The sequence below is a fragment of the Agrobacterium sp. CG160-95 genome (genome assembly GCF_053521725.1).
Map to the genome: position 1 here is coordinate 453,976 of NZ_JBNWDU010000001.1, position 12,361 is coordinate 466,336.

Annotated in this window: 10 protein-coding genes; 3 read left to right on the forward strand and 7 right to left on the reverse strand. The window is 59.6% G+C overall.

Translation table 11 applies throughout. The features are described from left to right. Window positions 1–53 precede the first annotated feature (53 nt). Both ACQZ63_RS02295 and ACQZ63_RS02300 read right to left on the reverse strand, forming a co-directional pair. Entirely contained in the window at window positions 54–1,430 is a 1,377-nt protein-coding gene (locus ACQZ63_RS02295; RefSeq protein ID WP_038490419.1) for an aspartate aminotransferase family protein, read from the reverse strand. A 211-nt stretch (window positions 1,431–1,641) separates the two neighbouring features. After that, the gene (locus ACQZ63_RS02300) at window positions 1,642–2,550 is read right to left on the reverse strand and encodes a diacylglycerol/lipid kinase family protein (protein ID WP_003512196.1); all 909 of its coding nucleotides are present in this window, start codon (window positions 2,548–2,550) and stop codon (window positions 1,642–1,644) included. A gap of 235 nt (window positions 2,551–2,785) precedes the next feature. Here ACQZ63_RS02300 and ACQZ63_RS02305 point away from each other — a divergent pair, with 235 nt between their 5' ends. Further along, window positions 2,786–4,030 carry an MFS transporter gene (locus ACQZ63_RS02305; RefSeq protein WP_013635774.1) on the forward strand — a complete coding sequence of 415 codons (1,245 nt, stop codon included), beginning with the start codon at window positions 2,786–2,788 and terminating at the stop codon, window positions 4,028–4,030. Window positions 4,031–4,316: 286 nt separating this feature from the next. Next, window positions 4,317–5,690 carry a magnesium transporter gene (mgtE, locus tag ACQZ63_RS02310; RefSeq protein ID WP_013635773.1) on the forward strand — a complete coding sequence of 458 codons (1,374 nt, stop codon included), beginning with the start codon at window positions 4,317–4,319 and terminating at the stop codon, window positions 5,688–5,690. A 68-nt stretch (window positions 5,691–5,758) separates the two neighbouring features. Here mgtE and ACQZ63_RS02315 read toward each other — a convergent pair whose 3' ends face one another. Continuing rightward, window positions 5,759–6,595, reverse strand: a complete 837-nt coding sequence (locus ACQZ63_RS02315) for an undecaprenyl-diphosphate phosphatase (RefSeq protein WP_003512187.1) — start codon at window positions 6,593–6,595, stop codon at window positions 5,759–5,761. A gap of 120 nt (window positions 6,596–6,715) precedes the next feature. After that, window positions 6,716–7,105, reverse strand: coding sequence for a winged helix-turn-helix transcriptional regulator (locus tag ACQZ63_RS02320; RefSeq protein WP_003512185.1), 390 nt, complete (start codon window positions 7,103–7,105; stop codon window positions 6,716–6,718). Between the two features lie 103 nt (window positions 7,106–7,208). Here ACQZ63_RS02320 and ACQZ63_RS02325 point away from each other — a divergent pair, with 103 nt between their 5' ends. Then, window positions 7,209–8,225, forward strand: coding sequence for a zinc-binding alcohol dehydrogenase family protein (locus ACQZ63_RS02325; RefSeq protein WP_013635768.1), 1,017 nt, complete (start codon window positions 7,209–7,211; stop codon window positions 8,223–8,225). Window positions 8,226–8,280: 55 nt separating this feature from the next. Here the strand turns inward: ACQZ63_RS02325 and ACQZ63_RS02330 are convergent, their stop codons facing one another. The 3 genes from ACQZ63_RS02330 to ACQZ63_RS02340 form a co-directional block, all read right to left on the reverse strand. Beyond that, window positions 8,281–9,021: a pentapeptide repeat-containing protein gene (locus ACQZ63_RS02330; RefSeq protein WP_013635767.1), complete on the reverse strand. Its 741-nt coding sequence runs from the start codon at window positions 9,019–9,021 to the stop codon at window positions 8,281–8,283. 302 nt (window positions 9,022–9,323) lie between these two features. Further along, the gene (locus ACQZ63_RS02335) at window positions 9,324–10,988 is read right to left on the reverse strand and encodes an electron transfer flavoprotein-ubiquinone oxidoreductase (RefSeq protein ID WP_113555900.1); all 1,665 of its coding nucleotides are present in this window, start codon (window positions 10,986–10,988) and stop codon (window positions 9,324–9,326) included. A 504-nt stretch (window positions 10,989–11,492) separates the two neighbouring features. After that, window positions 11,493–12,257: an isocitrate lyase/PEP mutase family protein gene (locus ACQZ63_RS02340; protein WP_065658115.1), complete on the reverse strand. Its 765-nt coding sequence runs from the start codon at window positions 12,255–12,257 to the stop codon at window positions 11,493–11,495. Window positions 12,258–12,361 lie beyond the last annotated feature (104 nt).

Genomic DNA, 12,361 nt, shown 5'->3' on the forward strand with positions numbered 1-12,361 from the left:
TCTCCCTTAGAGTTTTTGTCGCATTTCCCGGACGTAAAAAACAACTACGCGCTTTATTGGAAATGCTCTGGTGTATCGCGCAGGTGATCGAGCCCCTTGCGCAGAGTCTCGATGATCTGGTCCACCTCCGAGCGGCTGATCGTCAGCGCCGGTGATGCCAGCATGCGGTCGCCGGTGGCACGCATGACGAGGCCGTTTGCCAGGCAATGGTTGCGCACGGCGGTGCCGATGTCATCCGGCTTGGCAAAACGCCTGCGGGTCGCCTTGTCGGCCGCAAGCTGCAGGCCACCCATGAGGCCGACATTCACTGCCTCACCCACCAACTCGTGGTCGGTGAGGCTTTTCCAGCCTTGCGAAAAATAAGGGCCGATATCATCCCGCACCCGTTCCACCAGCCCCTCATCCTCGATGATACGAATATTTTCCAGAGCGGCGGCGGCGCAGACGGGGTGGCCGGAATAGGTGAAGCCATGGTTGAAATCACCGACCTCGGACAACATCACCTCCGCCACGCGGTCGGAAACGAGGACGCCGCCAATCGGCAGATAACCGGATGACAGGCCCTTGGCGACGGGCGCGAGGTCCGGCTCCACCCCGAAATGCTGGTAGCCGAACCAGGAACCGAGGCGGCCGAAACCGCAGATCACCTCGTCGGACACCAGCAGAATGTTGCGCGCCTTGCAGATGCGGGCGATTTCCGGCCAGTAGGTTTCCGGTGGCACAATGACCCCACCGGCGCCCTGAATGGGTTCCGCCACGAAAGCCGCGACATTCTCTTCACCGAGCTCGTCTATCTTCGCTTCCAGTTCGCGGGCCACCTTCAGGCCGAATTCCGCGGGTGAGAGATCGCCGCCTTCCGCATACCAATAGGGTTGGCCGATATGGGCGATACCCTCGATCGGCAGATTGCCCTGCTCGTGCATCCACTTCATGCCGCCGAGCGAAGCGCCGGCGACCGTAGAGCCGTGATAGCCGTTGCGGCGAGCGATCACCTTGGTCTTCGTCGGATGGCCGAGCGCTTTCCAGTAGACCCGCGCCATGCGGAACCAGGTGTCGGTGGCTTCCGAACCGGAATTGGTGAAGAACACATGGTTCATCTTCGGCCCGGCACGGGAAGCGATCTTCTGAGCCAGAAGTGTGGCTGATGGTGTCGTAGTGCCGAAAAAGGCGTTGTAATAGGGCAGTTCGTTCATCTGGCGCTGCACGACATCGGCGATCTCGCGGCGTCCGTAACCGATATTGACGCACCACAGTCCGGCAAAGGCGTCGAGATACTTCTTGCCGGTGCTGTCATAGATGAAGACGCCTTCTGCACGCTCGATGATGCGGGTGCCGCTCGCGTTCAGCTTACCCATATCGGAAAAGGGGTGCAGGTGATGGGCGGCATCGATGGCGGCAAGGTTGGACACCGGCTTGGAGACTTCATTCATGACAGATCGCACTCCCGCAAAGACGACGGCGCCTTCCGGAGCCGCACCCAACCGAACATGGCCGGGCGGCTTCGATTTGGCAAGACTGGCGTTTTTTGGGGGATCGAGACGATGAGTCGGCCTTGCCGCTTGTTTCTTCTCCCCCGCCGGGGAGAAGAAATGCGCCGCTACCTTTAAGCAGGTTCGATTCCAGCGTTATGGAGGTGGTGCGCTACGCCAAGACCCCTCGCCCCACCAGCACCTTCAATTCGCCGGCATGGACTTCAAGTGCCACGTCGCGCTCCATCGGCAGCAATTCGCCATCGATGACGCAACGCACGTCATGGCGCTTCTTGGGGAAATGAAGTTCCACACCCGTAACGGTCGTGGCCGTTACAGCAGCGTTTTCCTTCAGCTTGCCGCGCAGGATGTCGAAAGCGAGCCTTGCGACGCCCGAGGGGCGCAAGGGATCGGTGAGATAGAAGCCGAGATGGCCGCCCGAGACATTATCCGCGACCAGAAGTGAGTTCTGCCCGAATTCATTGTTGGAGACGGAAATTGCTGACACCTTGCGGCGCTGCGTCTTGCCATTGACCGTATATTCCACCTCGAAGACCGGCGGATTGAGAATGACGCTGATGGCGGCGCGGACGCTTGCCTTGATCTTGCCAAGGCGGGAGGCGAAGGCGAGATTGTTGCGATAGCGCACCATGCGCGAATGCAGGCCTGCGGAAAACTGGTGGACGAAAAGACGGCCGTTGGCGCTGGCGATATCGACATTGGCGATCTCGCCATTCGCCAGTGTCTCCAGGACCTGGCGGATATCGAGCGGCAGCTTCAGCGAGCGGGCGAACAGGTTCATGGTGCCGGCCGGTACGATACCGAGCGCGATGCCGTGTTTCCAGGCGATACCGGCAGCGGCCGAAATCGTTCCATCACCACCGCCGGCAATGATGCCTTCGATATCAGGCTCATCGGCGGCGCGTTCCATCTCCTCGACAACTTCCTTGCCGGAGACCACGCGGCAGTCGATCGTGTGGCCGGCGCGGGAAAAGACCTCGCGGGCGTGGTCGCAATAGGCGTCCATATCCGTGGTGCGGAAGGTGCCGCCGTCACGATTGAAAATTGCAATGAGCTTCATATTTCCAACCTGATCCTGTGAGGCAGCCGCGCGTAAATGCTTGGGGTTATATAGGGTTCCAAACACCATCGCGTGAAGATGCTCTTTTGCCGAGAATCGCTCTACCGCAATGCATCATTTCATGTTAGATATCACTTAAGGTCATTTTCATGACCGCGCATCTCCAGTCAGGGCAGGCCGTTCCCATACGGTCTTGCCCTTTTTTCTGTGGGGTCCTCCCCCTTTTCAGGTCGCAATGAGCCATTCGAATTTGTCGGAAGCCCGCCTCGAGGCGGAGAGTGAAACCGTTGTTGCGGCAAGGCCTGCCGTGGCACTGACGCCGTTTGCCGTCGCACTCATCGAACTGGCGCTTGCCGCCGGCGGTTTCGGCATCGGCACCGGCGAATTCGCCATCATGGGCCTGCTGCCTGACGTCGCAACGACCTATGGCGTCACAGTGCCCCAGGCAGGTTACGTCATCACGGCCTATGCACTGGGGGTCGTCATCGGTGCTCCCATCATCGCGGTGCTGGCTGCGCGCATGACGCGGCGCACCCTGCTTCTCGGCCTCATGGGACTTTTCGCACTCGGCAATATCTTGAGCGCCGTCGCACCCGATTTCCTGAGCTTCACCGTGCTGCGCTTCATCACCGGCCTGCCGCACGGCGCCTATTTCGGCGTTGCAGCGCTGGTGGCTGCCTCCATGGCGCCAATCCACAAACGTGCCCGCGCCGTTGGCCGCGTCATGCTTGGCCTCACCATCGCCACGCTGCTTGGAACGCCGCTTGCCACTTTCTTCGGGCAGATGCTTTCCTGGCGCGCAGCCTTCATGCTGGTGGGCGGCATCGGGCTGTTGACAGTCGCCCTGCTGTGGCTGTTCCAGCCGCGCGACAGGGTAGAGGAAGGTGCCAGCGTTTGGCGTGAACTCGGGGCTTTCCGCCGCGTGCAGGTGTGGCTGACGCTCGCCATCGCATCGGTCGGTTTCGGCGGCATGTTCTCGGTTTTCAGCTATATCGCCAAGACCACCACCGATGTCGCGATGATGCCGGTTTCCACCGTCTCCATGGTCCTCGCCCTCTTCGGCATCGGCATGAATGTCGGCAATGTGGTCGGCTCGCGGCTGGCCGATATCTCGCTCAACGGCACGATCGGCGGCATGCTCGCCTTTAACGTGGTGGTCATGGCCGTGTTCGGCATGACGGCGCATGACCCATTCATGATGTGTCTCTGCGTCTTCCTGATCGGCTGCGGTTTTGCCGCCTGCCCCGCCGTGCAGACGCGGCTGATGGATGTGGCAGCGGATGCGCAGACGCTTGCGGCTGCCTCCAACCACTCCGCCTTCAACATCGCCAACGCGCTCGGCGCATGGCTTGGCGGCATGGTCATCGCCATGGGCTATGGATATGCCTCCACCGGTTATGTGGGCGCTGTTCTTTCGCTTCTCGGGCTTGGCGTTTTCCTTGTGTCCGTCACCGTCGAACGGCGCGCAAAAGCCGGCTGAAAGCCGGTTTTTCAGCGGCCGCAACACCCGTTCCGGCACCTGCAATAAACCTTACGGAAATTTCACGATCGGCTCGCTTGACTCTTTTTGGTTTCGGGCGCAACACGGCGTTACGCGCAGGCCGTGACCCGGCACAGCGCGGATTTTAACGGAGCATCATTTGATGTCTAGCGACAGTAGTAGTCGATTGCCTTTGCCGAAAGCGGCGAACGGGAACTGATCCGGCACCTGTCGGCTCACCACCGCGTTCGTCGTAATCGGCGAATCGACGGAAAGGTGAGCAATCATGAACTTCCACACCCTCTCCCAGAGAGCCAGCAAGGCCGCACGTCTTCTCCGCAGCGGAAATGCCGGTTCCACCACCATTGCAGAACGCGTCGAGCATCTCAACACACTCGATACGCATGAGGCAGTCGCCGCCCTGCTCGCCATGCCGCAGGCAAAGGCCGTCGCCATTCTCGACCGGCCGGAACTGCATGACGCAGCCGCCATCATTGCCGGTATTCCGCTTGACCAGGCCGCCCGCTTCGTCAACCTGATGTCTGACGACCGCGTTGCCGACGTCATGGCGGAAATGGACGAAGAGCCGCGCGCAAAGCTGTTTTCCCGGCTGGACCGCACGACCGCGCTCTCCATCAAACATCTGATGGGTTATCCGCCGCGCACCGCCGGCTCGATCATGACCACGGAATTCGTCAGCGTGCCGGATAACTGGACGGTGGAACAGACCCTTTCGCACATCCGCGTCGTCGAGCGGTCGCGTGAAACGGTCTATGCCATCTATGTGCTGGCGCAGGACGGAACGCTGTCCACCGTCGTGACGCTGCGTCGCCTGCTGACCGGCGAGGCCGGCGCCTCCATTCTCTCCGTCGCATCGAAGGAAGGCATCGTCTGTGCCAGCCCCTTGATGTCGCAGGAGGATGTTGCCCGGCTCATCCGCAAGCACGACCTTCTGGCGCTTCCCGTCGTTGACGATCATTCGCACATTCTCGGCATCGTCACGGTCGACGACGTGATCGACACCATGATCGCCGACACCACGGAAGACGCTCACAAGTTCGGTGGTATGGAAGCACTCGGCAAGCCCTATATGGCAATGGGCTTTCCGGACATGATCCGCAAGCGCGCAGGCTGGCTGGCTGCCCTGTTCCTGGGTGAAATGCTGACGGCAAGCGCTATGCAGCATTTTGAAGGCGAGCTGGAAAAAGCCGTCGTGCTGACTCTGTTCATACCGCTCATCATGTCATCAGGCGGCAACTCCGGTTCGCAGGCCACCTCGCTCATCATCCGGGCGCTGGCGCTCGGCGAACTGAAGCTTTCGGACTGGTGGCGGGTGCTGCTGCGGGAAATCCCGACGGGCCTGACGCTCGGCTGCATTCTCGGCGCCATCGGCTTCCTGCGTCTGACCATCTGGCAGCAGGCAGGCTTTTATGATTATGGCGACCACTGGCTGCTGGTGGGCGCCACCGTCTTTGCCGCACTCGTCGGCATCGTCACCTTCGGCTCGCTGGCCGGCTCCATGTTGCCATTCCTGCTGCAGCGTCTGCGGCTGGATCCAGCCAGCGCATCTGCGCCGTTCGTCGCCACGCTGGTGGATGTCAGCGGCCTCGTCATCTACTTCTCGGTGGCGCTGGTCATCCTCAGCGGCACGCTGCTCTGAAACACAAAAGGCCCGCTCGAAAGAGCGGGCCTTTTCATTTGCAGAGTTTTCGACAGGGCAACCACCCCTCAACCGCCGGCGCTGATAACGCCCGTTCCGAGAAGTCCCAAAAGAATGACGCCGATGACCACCCGGTACCAGACGAAGGGCATGTAGCTCTTGGTGGAGACCAGCTTGAGGAAGACAACGATCACGGCGTAACCGACGACGAAGGCGATCAGGGTTGCGAGCCCCGTCTGGCCCCAGCCTACAGGGTTCTCCTCGCCGATGCTTTTGAACAGCTGGTAGAAACCGGAACCGAAGACGGCGGGAACGGCGAGCAGGAAGGAATATCGTGCGGCCGCCTCGCGCGTGTAGCCTAACAGCAGGCCGGCGCTGATGGTGCCGCCCGAGCGCGAGACGCCGGGGATGAGCGCCATGGCCTGCGCGAAACCGAACAGGATGCCATCACGCCAGATCAGCTGGTTCAGCTTGTAGCGCTTCTTGCCGATCCTGTCGGCGACGCCGAGAATGATGCCGAAGACAATCAGCATTACGGCGGTGATATAGAGATTGCGCAGCGAATGCTCGATGGCATCCTTGAAAAACAGGCCGAGCAGCACGATCGGCACCGAGCCGACGATGATCAGCCAGCCAAGCCGCGCATCGGACTTGTCATAGGGTCCGAGGCGAAGGTTCTGCCGGAGCCAGGCGGCGGCGATCCGCATGATATCGGACCAGAAATAGACCAGCACCGCCGCTTCCGTGCCGATCTGCGTAATCGCCGTGAAGGCGGCACCCGGATCCGCACCGGAGGGCAGAAACTCCCCGGCTATCCTCAGATGCGCGCTTGAAGAAACCGGAAGAAATTCCGTAAGTCCTTGCAAAAGGCCGAGAAATCCGGCCTCCAACCAACCGATGCTCATGTGATTTGGTGTCCCTGCTGCGAATCGAATTCGCAGCATTATGCATCAAACCGGGCAAATCCGTGTTGCATCGCACCATGAAAAAGAAGTGCGGGAGGGCTTGGTTTTACCCGTTATTTTTCAGGCCGCCTTCTCCGCAGCCTCGGGATGAAGGGTGTATTTCGCACCGTTCTTGCACACAACATGGGCGTCGCCCCAGCTTTTCAGCGCCGAGATCACCGGCTTCATGGTTTCGCCAAGTGGCGTCAGCGCATAGTCCACGCGCGGCGGCACAACCGGGAAGACGGTGCGCGAAATCAGGCCCGCCTCTTCCAGTTCCCGCAGCTGCTTGGTGAGCATGCGCTGGGTGACGCTTGGGATGTGGCGGCGCAACTCGTTAAAGCGCAGGGTGCCCTCGTTGATGAGGTGATAGAGGATCACGCCTTTCCATTTGCCGTCGAGAAAACTCAAGGCAGACTCCACCGGGCAGCCCGGAAAATTGCCGGTAAGCTTGGCGCGCGGTCGCGACATCACAGTATCCTTTTTGTATGTATCATCACAAAATGTGCATTCTTGCGATCGATGTTCATATGTATCAAGTAAGAGGCACGCAAACAAGTAAAGGAGACTGTTCATGCGCGCCATCGGTTACAAGACGAGCCAGCCCATTACCGCAACGGATGCCCTTATCGACCTCGACCTGCCGCAGCCGGAGGCGACGGGGCATGATATTCTGGTGGAGGTGAAGGCCGTTTCGGTCAATCCTGTTGACACCAAGGTTCGCCGCAACCAGGCGCCGGAAAACGGTGCTGCCCGCGTGCTGGGCTTCGATGCGGCGGGCGTGGTGAAAGCCGTCGGCGACAAGGTATCGCTGTTCAAGCCCGGCGACGAGGTGTTTTACGCTGGTGTCATCAACCGCCCCGGCTCCAACAGCGAATTCCATCTGGTCGATGAGCGCATCGTCGGCGCCAAACCGAAGTCGCTGAATTTCGAGGAAGCAGCGGCACTGCCGCTGACCGCGATCACGGCCTACGAGACGCTGTTCGACCGGCTGCGGGTGACAGAGCCCGTTCCGGGTGCGGCAAATGCCGTTCTGGTGATCGGTGGCGCCGGCGGCGTCGGCTCGATTGCCATCCAGCTTCTGCGCGCACTGACCGATCTCACCGTCATTGCCACGGCTTCGCGGCCGGAAACGATGCAATGGGCCAAAGACCTCGGCGCGCATCATGTCGTCGATCACAGCAAGCCGATTGCCCCGCAGGTGGAAGCGCTTGGCCTTGGTGCACCGGGCTTCGTATTCTCGACCACCCATAGCGACATTCACGCCGCAGACAGCGTGGCGACCATTGCGCCGCAGGGCCGTTTTGCGCTGATCGACGATCCGGCCGGCGGTTTCGACGCCATGGCGTTCAAGCGCAAATGCGTTTCAATCCATTGGGAAATGATGTTCGCCCGCGCGGTTTTCCAGACGCCTGACATGATCGAACAGCACAAGCTGCTCAATCACGTTGCGGAACTGGTCGATGCCGGCAAGATCAAGACGACGTTGACCGAGGTTTTCGGCACCATCAACGCCGCAAACCTCATCAAGGCCCACGCCTTGATTGAAAGCAACACGGCCAAGGGCAAGATCGTGCTTTCGGGCTTTTGATCTTCACGTCACACGAAGTGGGAGGTGCGCGCCTGATAAAGCGCGCCCTTCCCGGTCAATCGTCTTCCGGATCTTCCGGGCATGGCCATGCGGCAGGCGTCGTCAGGCCGCTCGGCAGTTTTGTCTTGGCGTCGCCGCAGGCGATGTCGATCTGTTTCTGCTCAAGGCCGGTGGCGGCGGAAAGATCGACCCCCTCTATGCGGGTCAACAGCAGGAAGGCGTTGGCAAAATCCACCGCGCCGCCGAGCTTTGCGCCCTGGAAGCTGGCACGCGACAGATTGGTCAGCGAAAATTTCGAGCCGGACAGGCTGGCATCTTGAAACTCGGCACGCCCGAGTTCAGCCTTGGTAAAATCCGCGCCGTCCAGCTTGGCCTTGTTGAAATTGGTCCGCTGCATTTCCGCATTGATGAATTTTGCGCTGGTGGCGTCGGCGGCGGAAAAGTCACTGCGGTAGGCTTCCACCTTCGTCAGGTTGGCGCCCTGCAGGTTCGCCTCTCCAAGAGCCGTCCGGATGAGTTTCGCCTTTTCAAGATTGGCGCCCTTCAGCGAGGAGCCGCGCAAATCCGTATAGGTGAAATCCGTGCCGTACAGCATCGCCGAATCGAGGTTGCTGCCGCCCAGCATCAGGAGCCGCTTGTTGCATTCGCGCCAGTCGATGCCGGCCATGGCGTCGGCGCGGCAGCTGGCGGCCATCAGCGGGCTGCCACTGAGCGAAACGGCAACTACCATACCTGCCGCCAGACCGGCGACGATCCTTGTATTCCGCACGATATTCAGCCTCTGAAAGCCGGACATTCCATCACTCCTGCCGCCGGGCGACGGCCCAAACGCAACATATGCACATTCAAGGCGTTACCGCATTCCTGACCCACAATCCATGGACCATGCAAAGCTACAACACCCCAACATCCTATATGTAAGAAATCGAAGGGCAATCCACAAATACTAGGGGGGACGAGACTTTCGATGCCTCGCGCACGCGACGTCATCCTTTCGCTCGTCGCGAGGATCCAACCACGTATCGTGAAATCAATCGGTTGCAGATGCCCTGGACTAGCCCGGGCAAGACGAAGGTTGCCGGCAGACCAGCACCACGATCACATATTGGCGTAAACCGGCCCTTCGCCACCCTGCGGCGGAACCCAGTTGATGTTCTGGTTGGGGTCCTTGATATCGCAGGTCTTACAGTGCACGCAGTTCTGCGCGTTGATCACGTAGACCTCCTCACCGTCCTTCTCCACCCACTCATAAACGCCGGCAGGACAATAACGTGTCGAGGGACCGGCATAGACGTCGTGTTCGGAACGCTTCTGCAAGTCCATATCCTTCACCTGAAGATGCACCGGCTGGTCTTCCTCATGGTTGGTGGAGGACAGGAACACCGATGACAGCCGGTCGAAGGTCAGAACACCGTCCGGTTTCGGATAGGCGATCGGCTTATGTTTGGAGGCCGGTTCAAGGCTCTGCGCATCCGTCTTGCCGTGTTTCAGCGTGCCGAAAACAGAGAAACCGAACATCTGGTTGGTCCACATGTCGAGACCGCCAAGACCGACGCCAACAAGCGTGCCGAACTTCGACCACAGCGGCTTGACGTTGCGCACACGCTTCAGGTCCTTGCCGATATCGCCGTCGCGCCATTCCGCCTCGATCTCGGCCACTTCATCATGGGCGCGACCGGCGGAAATAGCCGCGGCGATCTTTTCCGCCGCCAGCATGCCCGACAACACCGCATTGTGGCTGCCCTTGATGCGCGGCACATTGACGAAACCGGCCGAACAGCCGATCAGCGCGCCGCCGGGGAAAGTCAGCTTCGGCACCGACTGGTAACCGCCCTCGGTAATCGCGCGCGCGCCATAGGAAATGCGCTTGCCGCCCTCGAAAGTGTCGCGGATGGCCGGATGCGTCTTGAAGCGCTGGAATTCCTCAAACGGATAAAGATAGGGGTTCTTGTAATTGAGATGCACCACGAAGCCGACGGCGACGAGATTGTCCTCCAGATGATAGAGGAACGAGCCGCCGCCGGTCTTGAAACCGAGCGGCCAGCCGAAGGAGTGCTGCACGAGGCCCTGTTTGTGGTGTTCCGGCTTGACCTGCCAGAGTTCCTTGATGCCGATGCCGAATTTCTGCGGTTCGCGATCTTTCGAAAGGTCAAACCTGGAAATCAGCTGCTTGGCGAGCGAACCGCGCACACCTTCGCCGATCAGCACATATTTGCCATGCAGCTCCATGCCGCGCGTGAAGGCGGGGCCGGGTTCACCGTTCTTCTCGATACCCATATCGCCGGTGGCGACACCGATCACTGCGCCTTCTTCATTATAAAGCACTTCGGTGGCGGCAAAGCCCGGATAGATCTCGACGCCGAGCGCTTCCGCCTTTTCCGCCAGCCAGCGACAGACCAGCCCAAGCGAGACGATGTAATTGCCGTGATTGTTCATGAGCGGCGGCATCATGAAGTTCGGCAGACGGATGGAGCCCGCAGGGCCTAAGAACATGAACTGGTCGTCTTTGACCTCGGTCTTGAAGGGATGCCCCCCTTCCTCACGCCAGCCGGGCAGAAGCCGGTCGATGCCGATGGGATCAACCACGGCACCTGAGAGAATATGCGCGCCGACTTCAGCACCCTTTTCCAGAACGACGACCGAAAGCTCCGGCTCGACCTGCTTCAGACGGATCGCGGCGGCAAGGCCCGCAGGACCCGCACCGACGATCACAACGTCGAATTCCATCGCTTCGCGTTCCGGCAGTTCCATCGCTTCCGTCATCTTGTCCTCTCACCTCGCCGGTCCCATCCGGCTGTTGTTATATCCGCTTCCGGCATTCGCACCGTGTTGCCTGCACTGGCCGAAAAGTCAGTCTGCGACAACACATTCGCCCTAGCCTGTCTTCGCAAAGCACGACGCCTTTGTCGAGCTTCCATAGCGGCAAAACATGTCGCACGCCACTCAATTGTCAGACAACCTGATGAGTATTTTATTACTTTTACGTGCACGTAAGATTGAGAATAGGAGTTGAGTGGGTGGGCGTCAAGGTTTGTCATTATTTGATGGCAAAGGATTGCCAATTCCAAGGATTGCACCGAGCCTAAGTCGCCAGGGCGGTCAGGACGCTTCCCGCCATTCATTGCAGCTCGCACTCCCAGCCATCCAGTCGGCCGAAAACTCGAGCTGCAAAGTGTTTTTCCGCCAAGGCCGACCCAGCCGGGCTAACGCCGCTCTTCCGACTCTGACCTCAGCAATGACGAGATCAGGTCAGTACAAGAGTTGCTTTCAGGCAAAAACGCGTGCGCTGTTTTCCAAGTCTCCGGCAACTTTGATGTATGGCGTGGGGCCAAAACTGATCCGGGCCACACCAAGGTCTGCCAGCTCTCGTATATCTTTCAGGTCGCCCGATATCATAACATTGACCGGTAAAGTCGTGCGGTCGCATATTTCTTTGATCAGCTTTTTGTCTTTTAGCCCGGGCACGAAAAAACCATCTGCTCCTGCCGCCTTATAGGCTGCCCCGCGAGCGAGCACCTCATCCAGCAAGACCGCATGATCGATGCCCTCATCTGCCTTGAGAAACACGTCCGTTCTCGCATTGATAAAGACCGGGACACGGTGGTCTTCGGCAGCGCTGCGAATAGCTCGAAGCCGGTCCACCTGATAATCGACATCATAGAGGCCCGTCCCGTGCACCACCTGATCCTCGAAGTTCAATCCGATGACACCGAGGGTGAGCAGACGACCTACGTTGCGCCTGACCGTTGCAGCATCACTCGAATAACCGCCTTCAAAATCCACAGTGAGAGGCAGATCGATGCATTTCATTATTCGAGCGACGACCGCCAGTGCGTCATCAAGCGGCATCTCCTCACCATCCGAATAGCCTTGCGCGGCAGCAACGGACCAGCTTCCGGTTGCAATGGCCTTCGCACCGCTACGGGCAACGGCCATCGCGCTTCCTGCATCCCAGATGTTATAAAGGACGATGGGATCGCCCGGAATGTGCAAGCTTCGAAACTTTTCTGCACGTTCAATCTGATTGCTCATTTTGGTGTCTCCCGTGTGCTATCTTTGAGCTTTCGCTCATTTCGATCAGCCGTCGCCTGTTCTAAAGGCCGCAGCCGTTACCTGGAAACGACTAGCACCGGGAA

Excerpts from the sequence above, each read along its gene's own strand:
- ACQZ63_RS02340 (WP_065658115.1), bottom strand. The coding sequence starts at position 12,257 with ATGAGCAATCAGATTGAACGTGCAGAAAAGTTTCGAAGCTTGCACATT.
- ACQZ63_RS02335 (WP_113555900.1), bottom strand. The coding sequence starts at position 10,988 with ATGACGGAAGCGATGGAACTGCCGGAACGCGAAGCGATGGAATTCGAC.
- ACQZ63_RS02315 (WP_003512187.1), bottom strand. The coding sequence starts at position 6,595 with ATGAGCATCGGTTGGTTGGAGGCCGGATTTCTCGGCCTTTTGCAAGGA.
- ACQZ63_RS02330 (WP_013635767.1), bottom strand. The coding sequence starts at position 9,021 with ATGTCCGGCTTTCAGAGGCTGAATATCGTGCGGAATACAAGGATCGTC.
- ACQZ63_RS02305 (WP_013635774.1), top strand. The coding sequence starts at position 2,786 with ATGAGCCATTCGAATTTGTCGGAAGCCCGCCTCGAGGCGGAGAGTGAA.
- ACQZ63_RS02300 (WP_003512196.1), bottom strand. The coding sequence starts at position 2,550 with ATGAAGCTCATTGCAATTTTCAATCGTGACGGCGGCACCTTCCGCACC.
- mgtE (WP_013635773.1), top strand. The coding sequence starts at position 4,317 with ATGAACTTCCACACCCTCTCCCAGAGAGCCAGCAAGGCCGCACGTCTT.
- ACQZ63_RS02320 (WP_003512185.1), bottom strand. The coding sequence starts at position 7,105 with ATGTCGCGACCGCGCGCCAAGCTTACCGGCAATTTTCCGGGCTGCCCG.
- ACQZ63_RS02325 (WP_013635768.1), top strand. The coding sequence starts at position 7,209 with ATGCGCGCCATCGGTTACAAGACGAGCCAGCCCATTACCGCAACGGAT.
- ACQZ63_RS02295 (WP_038490419.1), bottom strand. The coding sequence starts at position 1,430 with ATGAATGAAGTCTCCAAGCCGGTGTCCAACCTTGCCGCCATCGATGCC.